15 protein-coding genes are annotated in these 16,258 nt (G+C 57.1%); 9 read left to right on the top strand and 6 right to left on the bottom strand.

Going from position 1 to position 16,258, the window contains the following annotated elements; all coding sequences use genetic code 11:
* Positions 1 to 225 precede the first annotated feature (225 nt).
* The 4 genes from ABIB18_RS09130 to ruvB all read left to right on the top strand — a co-directional run bounded on the left by ABIB18_RS09130 (position 226) and on the right by ruvB (position 3,256).
* On the top strand, positions 226 to 969 hold the full coding sequence (locus ABIB18_RS09130) for a YebC/PmpR family DNA-binding transcriptional regulator (protein WP_031377447.1): 744 nt from the start codon (positions 226 to 228) through the stop codon (positions 967 to 969).
* Positions 970 to 1,005: 36 nt separating this feature from the next.
* A complete protein-coding gene (gene ruvC / locus ABIB18_RS09125; protein WP_031377446.1) occupies positions 1,006 to 1,533 on the top strand; it encodes a crossover junction endodeoxyribonuclease RuvC in 528 nt (175 codons plus the stop codon).
* Positions 1,534 to 1,628: 95 nt separating this feature from the next.
* Positions 1,629 to 2,243, top strand: a complete 615-nt coding sequence (gene ruvA / locus ABIB18_RS09120) for a Holliday junction branch migration protein RuvA (protein WP_031377445.1) — start codon at positions 1,629 to 1,631, stop codon at positions 2,241 to 2,243.
* An 8-nt stretch (positions 2,244 to 2,251) separates the two neighbouring features.
* Positions 2,252 to 3,256 (top strand): Holliday junction branch migration DNA helicase RuvB, encoded by a 1,005-nt coding sequence (gene ruvB, locus ABIB18_RS09115; protein WP_031377444.1) that lies wholly within the window; start codon positions 2,252 to 2,254, stop codon positions 3,254 to 3,256.
* Here ruvB and znuB read toward each other — a convergent pair whose 3' ends face one another.
* Positions 3,257 to 4,042 (bottom strand): zinc ABC transporter permease subunit ZnuB, encoded by a 786-nt coding sequence (gene znuB / locus ABIB18_RS09110; RefSeq protein WP_354474012.1) that lies wholly within the window; start codon positions 4,040 to 4,042, stop codon positions 3,257 to 3,259.
* Complete coding sequence (gene znuC, locus ABIB18_RS09105) at positions 4,039 to 4,794, bottom strand: zinc ABC transporter ATP-binding protein ZnuC (RefSeq protein WP_031377443.1); 756 nt, start codon at positions 4,792 to 4,794, stop codon at positions 4,039 to 4,041. Before znuC ends, znuB begins: the two co-directional genes overlap by 4 nt.
* Positions 4,795 to 4,871: 77 nt before the next feature.
* Between znuC and znuA the strand changes: the two genes are divergently transcribed.
* From znuA to lpxM, 3 genes are all read left to right on the top strand, one after another.
* On the top strand, positions 4,872 to 5,819 hold the full coding sequence (gene znuA, locus ABIB18_RS09100) for a zinc ABC transporter substrate-binding protein ZnuA (RefSeq protein WP_354474011.1): 948 nt from the start codon (positions 4,872 to 4,874) through the stop codon (positions 5,817 to 5,819).
* A gap of 13 nt (positions 5,820 to 5,832) precedes the next feature.
* Positions 5,833 to 7,164 carry a murein DD-endopeptidase MepM gene (gene mepM / locus ABIB18_RS09095; RefSeq protein ID WP_031377441.1) on the top strand — a complete coding sequence of 444 codons (1,332 nt, stop codon included), beginning with the start codon at positions 5,833 to 5,835 and terminating at the stop codon, positions 7,162 to 7,164.
* A 125-nt stretch (positions 7,165 to 7,289) separates the two neighbouring features.
* Positions 7,290 to 8,264, top strand: coding sequence for a lauroyl-Kdo(2)-lipid IV(A) myristoyltransferase (gene lpxM / locus ABIB18_RS09090; RefSeq protein ID WP_031377440.1), 975 nt, complete (start codon positions 7,290 to 7,292; stop codon positions 8,262 to 8,264).
* A gap of 331 nt (positions 8,265 to 8,595) precedes the next feature.
* Here the strand turns inward: lpxM and ABIB18_RS09085 are convergent, their stop codons facing one another.
* From ABIB18_RS09085 to ABIB18_RS09075, 3 genes are all read right to left on the bottom strand, one after another.
* Positions 8,596 to 9,828 carry an MFS transporter gene (locus ABIB18_RS09085; protein ID WP_089562028.1) on the bottom strand — a complete coding sequence of 411 codons (1,233 nt, stop codon included), beginning with the start codon at positions 9,826 to 9,828 and terminating at the stop codon, positions 8,596 to 8,598.
* Between the two features lie 86 nt (positions 9,829 to 9,914).
* The gene (gene pyk, locus ABIB18_RS09080; RefSeq protein WP_031377493.1) at positions 9,915 to 11,357 is read right to left on the bottom strand and encodes a pyruvate kinase; all 1,443 of its coding nucleotides are present in this window, start codon (positions 11,355 to 11,357) and stop codon (positions 9,915 to 9,917) included.
* Positions 11,358 to 11,464: 107 nt separating this feature from the next.
* Positions 11,465 to 12,343: a MurR/RpiR family transcriptional regulator gene (locus ABIB18_RS09075; RefSeq protein WP_354474010.1), complete on the bottom strand. Its 879-nt coding sequence runs from the start codon at positions 12,341 to 12,343 to the stop codon at positions 11,465 to 11,467.
* Positions 12,344 to 12,709: 366 nt separating this feature from the next.
* On the opposite strand from ABIB18_RS09075, the gene zwf reads away from it, so the two are divergent.
* Together zwf and ABIB18_RS09065 are read left to right on the top strand one after the other, a co-directional pair.
* Positions 12,710 to 14,185, top strand: coding sequence for a glucose-6-phosphate dehydrogenase (zwf, locus tag ABIB18_RS09070; protein ID WP_031377491.1), 1,476 nt, complete (start codon positions 12,710 to 12,712; stop codon positions 14,183 to 14,185).
* Between the two features lie 201 nt (positions 14,186 to 14,386).
* Positions 14,387 to 15,025 carry a bifunctional 4-hydroxy-2-oxoglutarate aldolase/2-dehydro-3-deoxy-phosphogluconate aldolase gene (locus ABIB18_RS09065; protein ID WP_069728594.1) on the top strand — a complete coding sequence of 213 codons (639 nt, stop codon included), beginning with the start codon at positions 14,387 to 14,389 and terminating at the stop codon, positions 15,023 to 15,025.
* A gap of 35 nt (positions 15,026 to 15,060) precedes the next feature.
* Here ABIB18_RS09065 and purT read toward each other — a convergent pair whose 3' ends face one another.
* Positions 15,061 to 16,239, bottom strand: coding sequence for a formate-dependent phosphoribosylglycinamide formyltransferase (gene purT / locus ABIB18_RS09060; protein ID WP_031377489.1), 1,179 nt, complete (start codon positions 16,237 to 16,239; stop codon positions 15,061 to 15,063).
* Between the last annotated feature and the right edge of the window lie 19 nt (positions 16,240 to 16,258).

Below are 16,258 nucleotides of genomic sequence, written 5' to 3'. Positions count from 1 at the left end.
TGCCGCGCATTTTTCCGGCGGCGAATCGATTAAATTTATGAATCTGGTGAGTTTTAACAGGACTACACCAACGTATTGAACAGTCAGGCGTACCCGGTGCCGTGAGGTTGTTCACCGCCAGCGCGACGTAGCCAGCGTACTGTGTACGTGAGTTGCGAGCCGGCCAGCGGGACAATCCCGGCGGCAGGATAGCCTGCACCATGCTAAGTTCGGAGAAAAAGTAACATGGCAGGACATAGTAAGTGGGCAAATACCAAGCACCGTAAAGCGGCACAGGACGCGAAGCGGGGCAAAATTTTCACCAAGATCATTCGTGAACTGGTGACGGCGGCCAAACTGGGCGGCGGCGATCCGGGCTCGAACCCACGCCTGCGTGCCGCAATGGACAAAGCGCTCTCCAACAACATGACGCGTGAAACCATGGATCGCGCCATCGCGCGCGGCGTCGGCGGTGATGACAACGCCAACATGGAAACCATCATCTATGAAGGCTACGGTCCGGGCGGCTCGGCCATCATGATCGAGTGCCTGAGCGACAACCGCAACCGTACCGTGGGCGAAGTGCGTCACGCCTTCACCAAAACCGGCGGAAACCTCGGTACTGACGGCTCTGTTGCCTACCTGTTCAGCAAAAAAGGGGTGATCTCCTATGCGCCGGGTCAGGATGAAGATGCGGTGATGGAAGCTGCGCTGGAAGCCGGAGCTGAAGATGTGGTCAGCTACGACGATGGCGCGATTGACGTTTTCACCGCCTGGGAAGAGATGGGCGCGGTGCGTGATGCGCTGGAAGCGGTCGGCCTGAAAGCGGATACCGCTGAAGTGTCGATGATCCCGTCTACTAAAGCGGAAATGGATGCGGAAACGGCACCGAAACTGCTGCGTCTGATCGACATGCTGGAAGATTGCGACGATGTGCAGGAGGTTTATCACAACGGTGAGATCTCCGACGAGGTGGCGGAAACGCTGTAATGGCGCTGACCCGCCCCCCTTAACCGGAGAGGCTTAATGTCGATTATTCTGGGTATCGATCCCGGTTCGCGCATCACCGGTTATGGTGTCATTCGTCAGACCGGCCGCCAGCTCACCTATCTGGGCAGCGGCTGTATCCGCACTAATACCACTGAGTTGCCCGCCCGTCTGAAGTTAATTTATGCGGGCGTCTGCGAGATCATCACCCAGTTTTCGCCCGATTACTTCGCCATCGAACAGGTGTTCATGGCGAAGAATGCGGATTCTGCGCTGAAACTGGGCCAGGCACGTGGCGCGGCCATTGTCGCCGCGGTCAATCACGATCTGCCGGTGTTTGAGTACGCTGCGCGTCAGGTTAAACAGACGGTAGTCGGGATTGGCAGCGCCGAAAAAAGCCAGGTGCAGCACATGGTGCGCACCCTGCTGAAGCTGCCCGCCAACCCGCAGGCCGATGCTGCCGATGCGCTGGCAATCGCCATTACTCATTGCCACGTGTCGCAGAATGCCGCACGGATGAGCGACAGCAAGCTGGTGCTGACCCGCGGGCGTTTACGTTCAGGTTAGCCGCGCGGTTGCCGGCACACGCACAGGCTGGATATTCATCCAGCCTTTTTTATGTTATAAAATCCGCCACATTGGTTGGTTAAGGAAGCATTCAGGTGATAGGTCGTTTACGGGGCAATATTCTGGAAAAGCAGCCGCCGCTGGTGCTGCTTGAGGCACACGGCGTAGGGTATGAAGTCCATATGCCAATGACCTGTTTTTATGAACTGCCTGAACTGAATCACGAAGCGGTGATTTTTACCCACTTCGTGGTGCGCGAAGATGCGCAGCTGCTGTTCGGCTTCAACAGCAAGCAGGAACGTGCGCTGTTTCGTGAGTTGATTAAGGTGAATGGCGTCGGCCCGAAACTGGCGTTAGCGATCCTCTCTGGCATGTCGGCGCAGCAGTTCGTTACTGCGGTCGAGAAAGAGGAGATTGCCTCGCTGGTGAAACTGCCGGGCGTAGGCAAGAAGACCGCTGAGCGTCTGGTGGTCGAGATGAAGGACCGCTTCAAGGGGATGCACGGCGATCTGTTTGGCGGCGATTCCGCCTTTACGCTTACCACGCCGAATGCCGAACCGGAAACCAACGATGCCGAAGCCGAAGCGGTTGCAGCGCTGGTGTCGCTGGGTTATAAACCGCAGGAAGCCAGTCGTATGATCAGTAAAGTCGGTCGACCGGATGCGGATTGCGAAACGCTGATCCGCGAAGCGCTACGCGCCGCCATTTGAGGTAAGTCATGATAGAAGCCGACCGCCTGGTCTCTGCTGTAAGCGTTAACGAAGAAGAGAGTCTCGATCGCGCCATTCGCCCGAAAATGCTGACCGAGTATGTCGGCCAGCCGCAGGTGCGTGAGCAGATGGAGATTTTCATCAAGGCAGCGCAGCTGCGCGGCGATGCACTCGATCATCTGCTGATTTTTGGTCCGCCGGGGCTTGGCAAAACCACCCTGGCGAACATCGTCGCCAATGAAATGGGGGTTAATCTGCGCACCACCTCTGGCCCGGTGCTGGAGAAAGCCGGTGACCTGGCGGCGATGCTGACCAACCTTGAACCGCATGACGTCCTGTTTATCGATGAAATTCACCGCCTGTCGCCGGTGGTAGAGGAAGTTCTCTACCCGGCGATGGAAGATTATCAGCTGGATATCATGATTGGTGAAGGTCCGGCTGCCCGTTCAATTAAGCTCGATCTGCCGCCGTTTACCCTGATTGGTGCCACCACCCGCGCCGGTTCACTCACTTCGCCGTTACGCGATCGCTTCGGCATTGTGCAGCGGCTGGAGTTCTATCAGGTGAAAGATCTGCAGCACATTGTTGGCCGCAGTGCCGCCTGTCTGGGGCTGGCGCTGAGCGACGAGGGCGCGTTAGAGATCGCCCGTCGCGCACGCGGTACGCCGCGTATCGCCAACCGTCTGCTGCGCCGGGTGCGGGATTTTGCCGAAGTGCGGGCTAACGGTGAGCTGAGCGGCGAGGTTTCCTCCAGCGCACTCGATATGCTGAACGTCGACAGCGAAGGGTTCGATTATATGGACCGCAAGCTGCTGCTGGCGATTATCGATAAGTTCATGGGCGGGCCGGTCGGACTGGATAACCTGGCTGCCGCGATTGGCGAAGAGCGTGAAACGATTGAAGATGTGATCGAGCCGTTTTTGATCCAGCAGGGATTCATTCAGCGCACACCGCGCGGCCGGATGGCCACGCAGCATGCTTATCGTCATTTTGGCATTACCCGCGAGGTCTGATCAGACCACCGGTTTGCGCACCATGCTGATAATAAACAGGATCGCGGCGCTCAGTACCACCGACGGACCGGCGGGCGTGTCGTAGAAGGCGGAGAAGGTCAGGCCGCCGGTGACGGCCAGCACGCCGATAATCACCGCCACGCCAGCCATCCCCTCGGGTGAACGGACAAAACGTCGGGCGGTGGCGGCCGGGATGATCAGCAGCGAGGTAATAATCAACGCGCCGACAAACTTCATTGCCACCCCGATAGTCAGCGCGGTCACCAGCATCAGAATCAGGCGGGTTCGCTGAATATTGACGCCATCCACCTGCGCCAGTTCCGGGCTAATGGTCATCGACAGCAGCGAACGCCACTGCCACGCCATCACCAGTAACACCACCACCACGCCGCCGCCCATCATCCACAGATCGTCCGGCGTCACCGCCAGCAAATCACCAAACAGATAGGCCATCAGGTCGACGCGCACGTTCTTCATCAGGCTGACCACCACCAGACCCAGCGACAGCGCGCTGTGCGCCATGATGCCGAGCAGGGTATCGATCGCCAGATGTGGACGTCGTTCCAGCCATACCAGCCCGAGAGCCAGACAGACCGTCACCAGGATCACGGCGTAATAGGGATTAACGTTGAACAGCAGGCCAAACGCGACGCCGAGCAGCGAGGCATGGGCCAGCGTATCGCCGAAGTAGGACATTTTGCGCCAGACGACAAACGACCCCAGCGGGCCCGCAGCCAGCGCTAACATCACGCCGCCTATCCAGCCCGGTAATAACAACTCAATCATGATGAACCCTGTCCTTTGCGTAAAACGATTCGTCCCTGCAGGTCGTGACGGTGATTATGATGATGACGATAAATGGCCAGTTGTTGTGCGCCGCGCGGACCGAACATCGCGATAAATTCGGGATGTTGCGATACCGCTTCCGGGGTCCCGGAGCAGCAGATGTGGTGATTAAGGCACAGCACCTCATCGGTTTTGGCCATCACCAGGTGCAGATCGTGGGAGACCATCAACACGCCACAGTTCAGTTCATGACGCAGCTGGTCGATGAGATCGTACAGCGCCACCTGGCCATTGACGTCAACCCCCTGAGTCGGCTCGTCGAGCACCAGTAACTGGGGCTGGTTGAGCAGGGCGCGCGCCAGTAACACCCGCTGGGTTTCACCACCGGAGAGTTTTTGCAGTGGCGCATTGAGCAGGTGACCGGCCTGAACACGTTTCAGGGCTGGCAGGATCTCTGCGCTTTTACTGCCACGCGACAGGCGCATAAAGCGTTCCACCGTGACCGGCAGCGTCGGGTCGATGTGCAGTTTCTGCGGCACATAGCCAATACGCAGGGCCGGATCACGCCTGAGCGTGCCGCTGGTCGGCGCGAGCAGACCCAGCACCACACGCACCAGGGTCGACTTACCCGCACCGTTTGGTCCCAGCAACGTCAGAATGCGCCCCGGCTGCAGCGCCAGACTGACGCCAGACAGCACGTTGCGCTGGTCAAATTTGATCGAAACGTTTTCGAGTGTAACAAGTGAGGTCATAGTATTTACAGGTTGCACAGAATTTCGAATGTTATAATATCACATCCCACACCCAGGTCACGATGGAATGACGCATAATGTTACATATTAAAAAGGGCGCACTTTTCGCCTTAACTGCTTTCTCCGTTACAGCTTCTTTAACCTTTTCTGCGCAGGCAAATGTGGTCGCTTCACTCAAGCCGGTGGGTTTTATCGCGGCAGCGATTGCCGATGGGGTGACGCCGGTTGATGTGCTGTTGCCAGACGGCGCCTCAGAGCACGATTACGCCCTGCATCCATCCGATGCAAAACGCTTAAAAAACGCGGACTTAGTGGTATGGGTCGGGCCTGAAATGGAAGCCTTTATGGCGAAGTCTGCGGCTGAGTTGCCAGCGAAAAAAAATCTGGCAATCGTCGATATCAATGGGGTGAAACCGCTATTGATTAGCGGTGGTGAAGATGAAGATGAACACACAGCGGAAAAATCCGAACAGCCGGACGCCGATGCCCATCATCATCATCACGGCGAGTTTAATATGCACCTGTGGATGTCACCGGAGATCGCACGCAAAACCGCGGTTGCAATCCATGAAAAATTATTGGAACTTATGCCGCAAGATAAAGCCAAACTTGACGCCAACCTCCAGCAGTTTGAGGTAACTTTGGCGGACACGGACAAACGCGTTAACGCACAACTCGCACCGGTCAGAAATCAAGGATATTTCGTTTTTCACGACGCTTACACGTACTTTGAAAAACACTACGGTCTCTCGCCCACCGGGCATTTTACCGTCAATCCTGAGATTCAGCCGGGCGCCCAGCGTTTACACCAGATACGAACACAGTTGGTTGAGCAGAAGGCGGTATGCGTCTTTGCTGAGCCACAATTCAGGCCAGCAGTCATCGATGCTGTCGCCCGCGGAACGCAGGTGCGTAAAGGCACGCTCGATCCGCTGGGAACAGACATCAGCTTAGCTAAAGATAGCTATGTGAAATTCCTCTCACAGCTGTCGAGCCAGTATGTAAGCTGCCTGAATGGAGCATGAGGAATAGGTAAAAGTGCAGCAGATAGCCCGCTCTGTCGCCCTCGCATTTAATAATTTGCCGCGCCCCCACCGCGTTATGCTGGGATCGTTAACTGTTATTACTCTGGCCGTCGCCGTCTGGCGGCCTTACGTCTACCACCCCACCGATGATGTGACGCCTATCGTCAAAACTATCGAGCTGGATAAAAATGAACTCCGCACCCTGCTGCCGGAAGCCAGTGAGCCGATTGATCAGAGCACACCGGAACCGGATGAAGAGCTGCCAGCAGATGAGGATGATACTGGCGTGCCTGACACGCCGGGCGTCCACGAATATACCGTCTCTTCTGGTGATACGCTGAGCAGTGCGCTGAATCAGTATGGCATCGACATCAGTGACATCAATTCGCTGGTGGTCAGCGATCGGGATTTACGTAACCTGCAGGTCGGACAGCAGCTGAGCTGGACGCTGGCCGATGATGGCAGCCTGAAAACCCTGAGCTGGGAGATTTCCCGTCGCGAAACCCGCACCTATGAGCGCACCGATAAAGGTGGCTTTAAAATGGCAGCGGAGATGCAGAAGGGCGAATGGCGTAACAGCGTTCTGCAGGGCGAAGTGCGCGGCAGTTTTGCCGCCAGCGCCCAGCGGGCCGGGTTAACCAGTGCGGAAGCCAGCGGCGTGATTAAGGCGCTACAGTGGCAGATGGATTTCCGTAAGCTGCGGGCCGGCGACCAGTTCAGCGTCTTAATGTCGCGTGAAATGCTCGACGGTAAAAGTGCCCAGAGCCAGCTGCTCGGGGTGCGCCTGCGCAGCGGCGGCAAAGACTATTACGCCTTCCGCGCCGAAGACGGTAAGTTCTACGATCGCAACGGCTCCGGCCTGGCGCGCGGCTTTATGCGCTTCCCGACGGTGAAGCAGTATCGCGTCTCCTCTAACTTCAATCCGCGCCGTCTGAACCCGGTAACCGGACGCATTGCGCCGCATAAAGGCGTCGACTTTGCGCTGCCGATCGGCACGCCGGTACTGGCGGTGGGCGACGGTGAAATCGTGGTAGCGAAGAATGGCGGGGCGGCCGGTAACTACGTGGCGATCCGTCACGGACGTCAGTACATGACGCGCTACATGCACATGAAAAAAGTGCTGGTGAAGCCGGGCCAGAAAGTGAAGCGTGGCGACCGCATCGGGCTGTCTGGTAATACCGGACGTTCAACCGGGCCGCATCTGCACTTTGAAATCTGGATCAACAATCAGGCGGTCAACCCGTTAACGGCCAAGCTGCCGCGGATGGAAGGACTGACCGGCAAAGAACGCAGCGAGTATATGGCGCAGGTGAAATCCTGGCTGCCTCAGCTGGGCCTGAAATAAGCGAATTTCGCCAAATCGCGCAGAAACCGACGGCAATCCCGTCGGTTTTTTTATATCTGGCGCACGATGATTGCAAATTTGCCCGTCGTCACTATCATTAGCCGGTCATTGTTTGAGGCGAGTGCATGGAAACCCGAAAAAAAAATAACGCTGAATTTATTCCCGTTTTTGAACGTTCATTTCTCAAACCTAAATACTGGGGAAGCTGGCTGGCGATTGGTGGCCTGGCCGGTATGGCGATGTTACCGCCGAAAGTGCGCGATCCGCTGCTGGGTCGGTTAGGCCGCTTTGCCGGCAAACTGGCGAAAGGTGCCCGTCGACGCGCCCTGATTAACCTTTACTATTGCCTGCCGGAACTGAGTGAATCCCAGCGTGCCACGCTGGTTGATGAGATGTTTGCCACGGCACCGCAGGCGATGGCGATGATGACCGAATTAGTGCTGCGCGATCCGGCGCGAATTCGCCAGCGTGTAGAGTGGCACGGTCGTGAAATAATCGACCAGATGCAGGCGGAGCAGCAGAATGTCATTTTCCTGGTGCCCCACGGCTGGGCGGTGGATATTCCCGCCATGCTGCTGGCGTCGGAAGGACAGAAGATGGCGGCGATGTTTCACAACCAAAGCGATCCGCTGCTGGACTATGCCTGGAACACCGCGCGTCGCCGTTATGGCGGCCGGTTACACGCCCGTAATGACGGCATCAAACCGTTTATCAGCTCGATTCGTCAGGGCTACTGGGGCTACTATCTGCCCGATCAGGATCATGGTGCCGAGCACAGCGAGTTTGTCGACTTCTTCGCTACTTATAAAGCGACGCTGCCGGCGCTGGGTCGTTTGATGAAGCTGTGCCGCGCCCGCGTTGTGCCGCTGTTTCCGGTCTATAACAGCGACACGCATAAGCTGGAAATCTATGTGCGGCCGCCAATGGACGATCTGCTTGACGCGGATGACCATCAGCTGGCGCGCCGGATGAATGAAGAAGTAGAAATTTTCGTGCGCCCGCATCCGGAACAGTACACCTGGATCCTGAAACTGCTGAAAACGCGCAAAGATGGGGATATGGAGCCCTATTCACGTAAAGAGCTCTACCCACGCAAATAGCAACAAGGCCGCGAAAGCGGCCTTTTTTGTGACGTCTGGCGTGGATAGCGGTGAGATCGAGAATGCTCAGGGAACACGGTCAGATCGTACAGAGCAGGCTCAGGGAGTATACGCCCCGCTAAGACGCAAAACCCGCCAGCCATGGCAGGCTCAGCGCGGGCAATGACGTACCTGGTCCCTGAGGTGCGCCCGCAGCGGGCCCACGCTTTGCATTGTTCAAAAACGCTCCCGGCATTGTTGTTCATCGCCCGCTATGCTTCCCGGGCGTCTGCTCCGGTCGCTTAGCGTTTCTCTGCTGGCTGCGTAAGGCAAACCCGTGGTTGCGGCCTTGTTATAACGCTTCCAGCCTGCTGCGCCGTTTGCGTTCCCGCATAAACACTATCACCAGACCAAACCACAGCACGCCGCTGATAAAGTTGATCAGACAGAACCACAACGTACCACCACTGAAATAGCCGCTTTTCGCCAGTTCAATGCCGATTGCCAGCGTCAGAATGCTGATCATCCCCAGCATCGCCGCCACGCTGCCTTTGCCTTCATCACTGGCGTAGAGCGTCAGGCGGTAGAGTCCGGCATTCACCATGCCCGCACCAAAAGCGTACAGGCTGAGACCGGCGGTAATCAGCAGGTAGCCGTGACTGTTGAGCAAACTGGCCAGCAGCGCCAGGCTCAACCCGATCAGAATCGGCCAGGCAGCAAACTTCACCGGCTGTTCAATCGGCACCCGTCCCGCCAGCTTACTCAGTGTCAGATTACCGGCAATCATCGCCAGGAATACCGGCAGCTGCAGCAGCGCGTACTGCATGCGCGACAGCCCTTCGTCATGCATCAGGATCACCGGCGACAGCGCTACCCAGGTCAGGATCGGGATAAACACCAGCCCGATGGCGAACGATCCAGACATCACCAGCCGATCTTTCATCAGTCGCCGGTAGTTACGCGCCAGATTCGGCAGGGCGATGGAATGACTGCGATCGCCGGCAGTTTCCGGCATCACCCGCCACAGCACGACAAAGGCCAGCAGGCTACAGCCGGCGAACAGCCAGAACATACTGCGCCAGCTGCCAACGGTCAGCCACGCCGCGCCCGCCAGCGGACCGGCCAGCGGGGCCAGCAGCGCAACGTTAGCCATCAGCGCCATCATCCTTACCGCCAGCGCTTCATCAAACGCCTCCTGAATCGCGGCATAGCCGACCGCACCGATAAAGCACAGGCTGATGCCCTGCACAAAGCGCAGGCTGACAAACTCCTCAATCGAGCTGACCCAGTGGGTGAGAATGCAGGCGGCGGCAAAAAACAGGATGCCGGAAAGCATCACCGGCCGGCGGCCAAACTTATCAGAGAGCGGACCGAGCAACCACTGCAGCACTACGCCACCAATCAGGTAGGCGGTCAGCGAGGTCGATACCCACTCCGGGCCGACGTCAAATTCCGTGGTGACGATCAGCATGCCGGGCTGGATCATGTCATGGGCAATATAGGTTGCGAATTCGAACAGGACTAACGCCAGAGGAAACAACAAAATTCGGCCGGTAAGCTGGCTGATGGGGTGAAAACGGGCCATCTGGCCTCCTTGTCAGAAAAGAAAAACGCGACTGGCAGGCAGTCGCGTCTTTTATTCTACACTGGCAATGTCAACCCGGGGGGCAATTAATCCACGCGCAGCACGCGAGTGGTATTGGTGGTGCCGGTGGCGCCCATTACGTCGCCCTGAGTAACGATAACCAGGTCACCTGATACCAGGAAACCCTTATCGCGCAGCAGGTTAACCGCATCGTGTGCGGCGGCCACGCCGTCATTGTTGCTGTCAAAGAACACCGGCGTCACACCGCGATACAGCGCAGTCAGGTTGAGGGTGCGCTCATGACGCGACATGGCAAAAATCGGCAGCCCCGACGTGATACGTGAGGTCATCAGCGGGGTGCGGCCTGATTCGGTCATGGTGATGATGGCGGTTACACCCTGCAGGTGGTTAGCGGCATACATCGACGACATCGCAATCGCCTCTTCGACGTTGTCGAACTGCACGTCCAGACGGTGTTTAGAGACGTTAACACTGGGGATCTTCTCCGCGCCGAGGCAAACTTTGGCCATCGCCGAGACGGTTTCTGCCGGATACTGACCGGCGGCGGTTTCTGCCGACAGCATTACCGCATCGGTCCCGTCCAGCACCGCGTTCGCCACGTCCATAACTTCCGCGCGGGTCGGCATCGGGTTGGTAATCATCGATTCCATCATCTGGGTGGCGGTGATAATGGTGCGGTTGAGCTGGCGGGCGCGACGAATTAACGCTTTCTGAATGCCGACCAGTTCCGGATCGCCAATCTCTACGCCGAGATCGCCACGCGCTACCATCACCACATCAGAGGCGAGAATAATGTCATCCATCGCTTCCTGACTGGCAACTGCTTCGGCACGTTCAACTTTCGCTACCAGTTTGGCATCGCAACCCGCTTCACGGGCCAGACGGCGGGCATAGTTCATGTCTTCGCCACAGCGTGGGAAGGAGACCGCCAGATAGTCGACCTTAATTTTCGCCGCGGTGATAATGTCCGCTTTGTCTTTTTCCGTCAGCGCTTCAGCCGACAGGCCGCCGCCCAGCTTGTTAATCCCTTTATTATTCGACAGCGGGCCACCGACGGTAACTTCGGTGAACACTTTCATCTCCTGAACTTCCAGCACTTTCAGCTGCACGCGACCATCATCCAGCAGCAGGATGTCGCCCGGCACCACATCTGCCGGCAGGCCTTTATAGTCGATACCGACGCGCTCTTTATCGCCTTCGCCTTTACCGAGGCTGGCATCCAGCAGGAAGCGGTCGCCGATATTGAGGAAAACTTTGCCTTCTTTAAAGGTAGAAACGCGAATTTTTGGACCCTGCAGGTCGCCGAGGATCGCCACATGGCGGCCCAGTTTTGCCGCGATCTCACGGACTTTATCTGCACGAATCTGGTGATCTTCTGGCGTGCCGTGGGAGAAGTTGAGTCGCACAACGTTTGCGCCGGCCGCGATGATTTTTTCGAGGTTATTATCACGATCGGTAGCCGGGCCGAGGGTTGTTACGATCTTGGTTCTTCTGAGACGTCTTGACATGAAGGACTCCGTTAACAAATAAGCCGGTCCTGGTCGGCGGACACGGCATGGTTAGCTATTCTATATGATCGATGGGCTGTGATACGACTCACATTGTAAATGTGATGTTAATTATTTTGTTGTGTATCTTGTTCCCGAATGGCGTGCTTTTCGTAACGCGACGCTTTCAACGCCTGTTTAACGCGTTTGAGGTTTTCCCGGAAAGGCGTCCCGCGTTCCAGGGTAAAACCGGTCGCCAACACATCGATCACGGTCAACTGCGCCAGGCGCGACACCATCGGTAGATAGACATCAGTGTCTTCCGGCACATCAAGCACTAAAGCCAGCGCGGCTTCTTCGGCAAGGGGCGAATCGGGAGAGGTGATGGCAATAACGGTGGAACCGTTTACACGGGCCAGGCGAGCCAGTTCTACCATATTTTTTGTGCGGCCAGTATGTGAAATGAGAACAAAAACGTCACCGGCTCGACTATTTATACAACTCATGCGCTGGATCACAATATCGTCCGACCAGATGACCGGTAAATCAAAGCGCAGAAATTTGGTGAAGGCGTCATGCGCCACCACCGCCGAGGCTCCAAGGCCAAAAAACGCCAGTTTACTGGCACCGGTCAGCAGCGTCACCGCCTGCTGCAGGCGTTCGGTATCCAGCTGGTCGCGTACCTGCTGCAAACCAGCCAGCGCCGAATCGAAGATTTTGTGGCTGTAATTCTCAACGTTGTCGTGCTGCTCTACGCCACGGCTGACCCAGTTGCTGCCTTTTACCAGACTCTGCGCCAGTTGCAGTTTGAAGTCGGGAAAGCCGCGAGCCCCCAGCCGGTGACAGAAGCGGTTGACCGTGGGTTCGCTCACGCCCGCCGCGCGCGCGAGGGTGGCGATGCTGGAATGCATAGCGGCCTGTGGCGCAGCCAGAATCTGCGCGGCGACTTTCTGTTCCGCTTTACTCAGCGCAGCCTGCTGCGCCTCAATCTTTTCCAGCATATTCATAAGTGGATGACCATTATCACTTTTATCAATTTCAATTATTGCTGTCGTCGGCAGCCATTAACAGAGACTATATCGCGTTAGCGCCGGTTGGGCGCAAGGCCGGATAAGTCGGGTGCGGCTTTTTTTGGCATACTTTGACGGCGGCCGGATTTTCGCTGACAACATCAGACACAGAAAAAAAGCTGAAATACGCACGTGTCATCACACGCGCTGAGGCTATCCGGTACAGAGTTAATGCGGTTGACCCGGCGAGTCGGTTTACCTGGCGCGGGGAAAAAAGTACATTGTGCTGAAAGAAAATAACAACCTGGACCCGGTGGCAGAGGATGCATCACCATCGGATTATCCTGCAACGAGGAGAGGAAAATGGCGGTTACACAAACAGCCCAGGCATGCGATCTGGTGATTTTCGGTGCCAAAGGCGATCTTGCACGCCGTAAACTGTTGCCTTCACTGTATCAGTTAGAAAAAGCGGGTCAGATCCACGAAGAGACCCGCATCATTGGCGTAGGCCGTGCCGAGTGGGACAAAGCGGAATACACCAAAGTGGTACGTGAAGCGCTGGAAACCTTCATGAAGGAGAAGATTGACGAAGCGCTGTGGGATAAGCTCAGCGGCCGTCTCGACTTCTGCAACCTCGATGTCAACGACACCACGCACTTCCCGAAACTGGGCAAGATGCTGGATCAGAAAAAACGCACCACCATCAATTATTTTGCTATGCCACCCAGCACCTTCGGTGCCATCTGTCAGGGTTTGGGTACTGCGAAGCTGAATGCCAAACCGGCGCGCGTGGTAATGGAGAAGCCGCTCGGCACCTCTCTGGAAACCTCACAGGAAATTAACGACAGCGTCGGCGAATATTTCGATGAGAGCCAGGTGTTCCGTATTGACCACTATCTGGGCAAAGAGACGGTACTGAATCTGCTGGCGCTGCGCTTTGCCAACTCGATTTTCGTCAATAACTGGGATAACCGCACCATCGACCACGTACAGATCACCGTGGCGGAAGAGGTGGGCATTGAAGGTCGCTGGGGTTACTTCGACAAAGCGGGCCAGATGCGTGACATGATCCAGAACCACCTGCTGCAAATTCTGACCATGATCGCCATGTCACCACCTTCTGATCTCAGCGCTGACAGCATCCGTGATGAGAAAGTGAAGGTTTTGCGTTCACTGCGCCGTATCGATCAGACCAACGTGCGTGAGAAAACCGTACGTGGCCAGTACACCGCCGGCTTCGTGCAGGGCAAAAAAGTGCCGGGCTACCTGGAAGAAGAGGGCGCGAACAAATCGAGCGCCACTGAAACTTTCGTCGCCATCCGCGTGGATATCGACAACTGGCGCTGGGCAGGCGTGCCGTTCTATCTGCGTACCGGTAAGCGCTTACCGACCAAATGTTCAGAAGTGGTGGTCTACTTCAAAAACCCTGAGATGAACCTGTTCAAAGATTCCTACTCAGAACTGCCACAGAACAAGCTGACCATTCGTCTGCAGCCGGACGAAGGGGTGGATATCGAAATCCTGAACAAAGTGCCAGGCCTCGACCACAAGCATAAGCTGCAGACCACCAAACTCGATCTGAGCTACTCCGAAACCTTCAACCAGTCACATCTGGCCGATGCGTATGAACGCCTGCTGCTGGAAAGCATGCGCGGTATTCAGGCGCTGTTTGTCCGTCGTGATGAAGTCGAAGCGGCCTGGACCTATGTCGATTCGATCATTGAAGCGTGGGCGGCGGATGGCGATTCCTCCAAACCGTATCAGGCCGGCACCTGGGGCCCGGTTGCCTCGGTGGCGATGATCACCCGCGATGGTCGTTCGTGGAACGAGTTTGAATAACTGAACGTTTAAGGCCCGCACCGTGCGGGCCTTTTTTTTGTCCGGCGCAATTCTGGAAAAGTGAACTGGCGTTTCAAAAATCGTTTGAGGCGATAGACGCTCAGGAACCGGATCATGTATGGTAGTGGCGCAATTACAGGGCAGGAGCCGATGCTCCATGACCGGGCCGCTAATCCCGGTGTTATCAAGCAAGGGGAAGTGATGAAAAACTGGAAAACGAGTGCCGAACAGATTCTGACCACCGGACCGGTCGTGCCGGTGATCGTAGTAAACAAGCTGGAACACGCGGTGCCGATGGCCAAAGCGCTGGTCGCGGGCGGCGTCAGGGTGCTGGAAGTGACGCTGCGAACCCCGGTGGCGATGGATGCACTGCGTGCGATGATCAAAGAGGTGCCGGAGGCGATTGTGGGTGCCGGTACGGTGATCAATCCACAGCAGTTGCAGGAAGTGACCGATGCGGGCGCGCAGTTTATCATCAGCCCCGGCGTCACCGAATCATTACTGAAAGCCGCCGTGGAAGGGCCGGTTCCGTTAATTCCTGGCATCAGCACCGTTTCTGAACTGATGACCGGCATGGATTACGGCCTGCGTGAATTCAAATTCTTCCCGGCGGAAGCCAACGGTGGCGTGAAAGCGCTGCAGGCGATTGGCGGACCTTTCCCGCAGGTACGTTTCTGTCCGACCGGTGGCATTTCTCCGGCCAACTACCGTGACTATCTGGCGCTGAAAAGCGTGCTGTGTATTGGCGGGTCTTGGCTGGTGCCAAACGATGCGCTGGAAACCGGCGACTGGGATCGGATTACCCGACTGGCGCGTGAGGCGGTGGAAGGGGCGAAGTAATAGCAGGCGGTGAGCACGGGCTCACCGCCGTGATTTTATCCCTCGACCGTCACCGCAGCTGCGCTGGCAACGGCGCGCGCAATCGCCTGATCGGTGGTCTCACCGCTGGCCAGCGCCACGCCTAACCGACGCTGACCGCTGATCTCCGGTTTGCCGAACAGGCGCAGTTGCAGACCAGCCCCCAGCGCCGCATCGACATTCACGAATTGCACATTCTGGCTGGTAAGCTGCGGCAGGATCACTGCCGATGCAGCAGGGCCATACTGGCGGATGCCGCCAATCGGTAAGCCAAGGAAAGCGCGCACGTGCAGCGCAAACTCCGACAGATCCTGCGAAATCAGGGTGACCATACCGGTATCATGCGGACGCGGCGACACTTCGCTGAACACCACCTCATCGCCGCAGATGAACAGCTCAACGCCAAACAGACCGTAGCCGCCCAGCGCCTTCACCACCTGAGCCGCAATGGCCTGCGCCCGCTGCAGTGCCAGATCGCTCATCTGCTGCGGCTGCCAGGATTCACGGTAATCGCCGTCTTCCTGACGATGACCAATCGGCGCGCAGAAATGAATGCCATCGACTGCACTGATGGTCAGCAGGGTAATTTCAAAATCAAACGCCACCACCCCTTCGACGATGACCCGACCGGCACCGGCACGACCGCCTTGCTGCGCATATTCCCATGCACGGTCCAGCTGACTGGCATCGCGGATAAAGCTCTGGCCTTTGCCGGATGAACTCATCACCGGTTTTACGATGCAGGGAAAACCGATCTCTGCGGCAGCCTGATCGAAACGCGCTTTACTGTCGGCGAAGCGGTAACGGGAGGTCGGCAGCGACAGCTCTTCGGCTGCCAGACGGCGAATGCCTTCACGGTTCATGGTCAGCTGCGCGGCGCGTGCGGTTGGCACCACACGCTGGCCTTGCTGTTCCAGCTCAACCAGTTTATCGGTGGCGATGGCTTCGATTTCCGGCACCACGAAGTCAGGCTTCTCCTGGGCGATCAGCGCGGCCAGCGCGTCGCCATCCAGCATGTTGATCACATGGCTGCGATGCGCCACGTGCATCGCCGGGGCATCGGCATAGCGATCGACAGCAATCACTTCCACACCCAGACGCTGACACTCCAGCGCCACTTCTTTACCCAGTTCACCTGAACCTAATAACATCACGCGCGTGGCCGCAGGGCGCAGCGCTGTTCCGAGAGTCGTCATAAATTCACCTAAGCAGTCA

This window comes from Pantoea sp. UYEF8, assembly GCF_040546285.1.
Lineage (GTDB): Bacteria > Pseudomonadota > Gammaproteobacteria > Enterobacterales > Enterobacteriaceae > Pantoea > Pantoea brenneri.
This window is presented reverse-complemented; position numbering and strand designations above follow the sequence as displayed.

Bases quoted from the DNA above. Each gene is read 5' to 3' on its own strand.
- znuC (WP_031377443.1), bottom strand. From the start codon at position 4,794: ATGACCTCACTTGTTACACTCGAAAACGTTTCGATCAAATTTGACCAG.
- ABIB18_RS09065 (WP_069728594.1), top strand. From the start codon at position 14,387: ATGAAAAACTGGAAAACGAGTGCCGAACAGATTCTGACCACCGGACCG.
- purT (WP_031377489.1), bottom strand. From the start codon at position 16,239: ATGACGACTCTCGGAACAGCGCTGCGCCCTGCGGCCACGCGCGTGATG.
- ABIB18_RS09075 (WP_354474010.1), bottom strand. From the start codon at position 12,343: ATGAATATGCTGGAAAAGATTGAGGCGCAGCAGGCTGCGCTGAGTAAA.
- ABIB18_RS09085 (WP_089562028.1), bottom strand. From the start codon at position 9,828: ATGGCCCGTTTTCACCCCATCAGCCAGCTTACCGGCCGAATTTTGTTG.
- znuA (WP_354474011.1), top strand. From the start codon at position 4,872: ATGTTACATATTAAAAAGGGCGCACTTTTCGCCTTAACTGCTTTCTCC.
- lpxM (WP_031377440.1), top strand. From the start codon at position 7,290: ATGGAAACCCGAAAAAAAAATAACGCTGAATTTATTCCCGTTTTTGAA.
- ABIB18_RS09130 (WP_031377447.1), top strand. From the start codon at position 226: ATGGCAGGACATAGTAAGTGGGCAAATACCAAGCACCGTAAAGCGGCA.
- ruvC (WP_031377446.1), top strand. From the start codon at position 1,006: ATGTCGATTATTCTGGGTATCGATCCCGGTTCGCGCATCACCGGTTAT.
- pyk (WP_031377493.1), bottom strand. From the start codon at position 11,357: ATGTCAAGACGTCTCAGAAGAACCAAGATCGTAACAACCCTCGGCCCG.
- znuB (WP_354474012.1), bottom strand. From the start codon at position 4,042: ATGATTGAGTTGTTATTACCGGGCTGGATAGGCGGCGTGATGTTAGCG.
- ruvB (WP_031377444.1), top strand. From the start codon at position 2,252: ATGATAGAAGCCGACCGCCTGGTCTCTGCTGTAAGCGTTAACGAAGAA.
- zwf (WP_031377491.1), top strand. From the start codon at position 12,710: ATGGCGGTTACACAAACAGCCCAGGCATGCGATCTGGTGATTTTCGGT.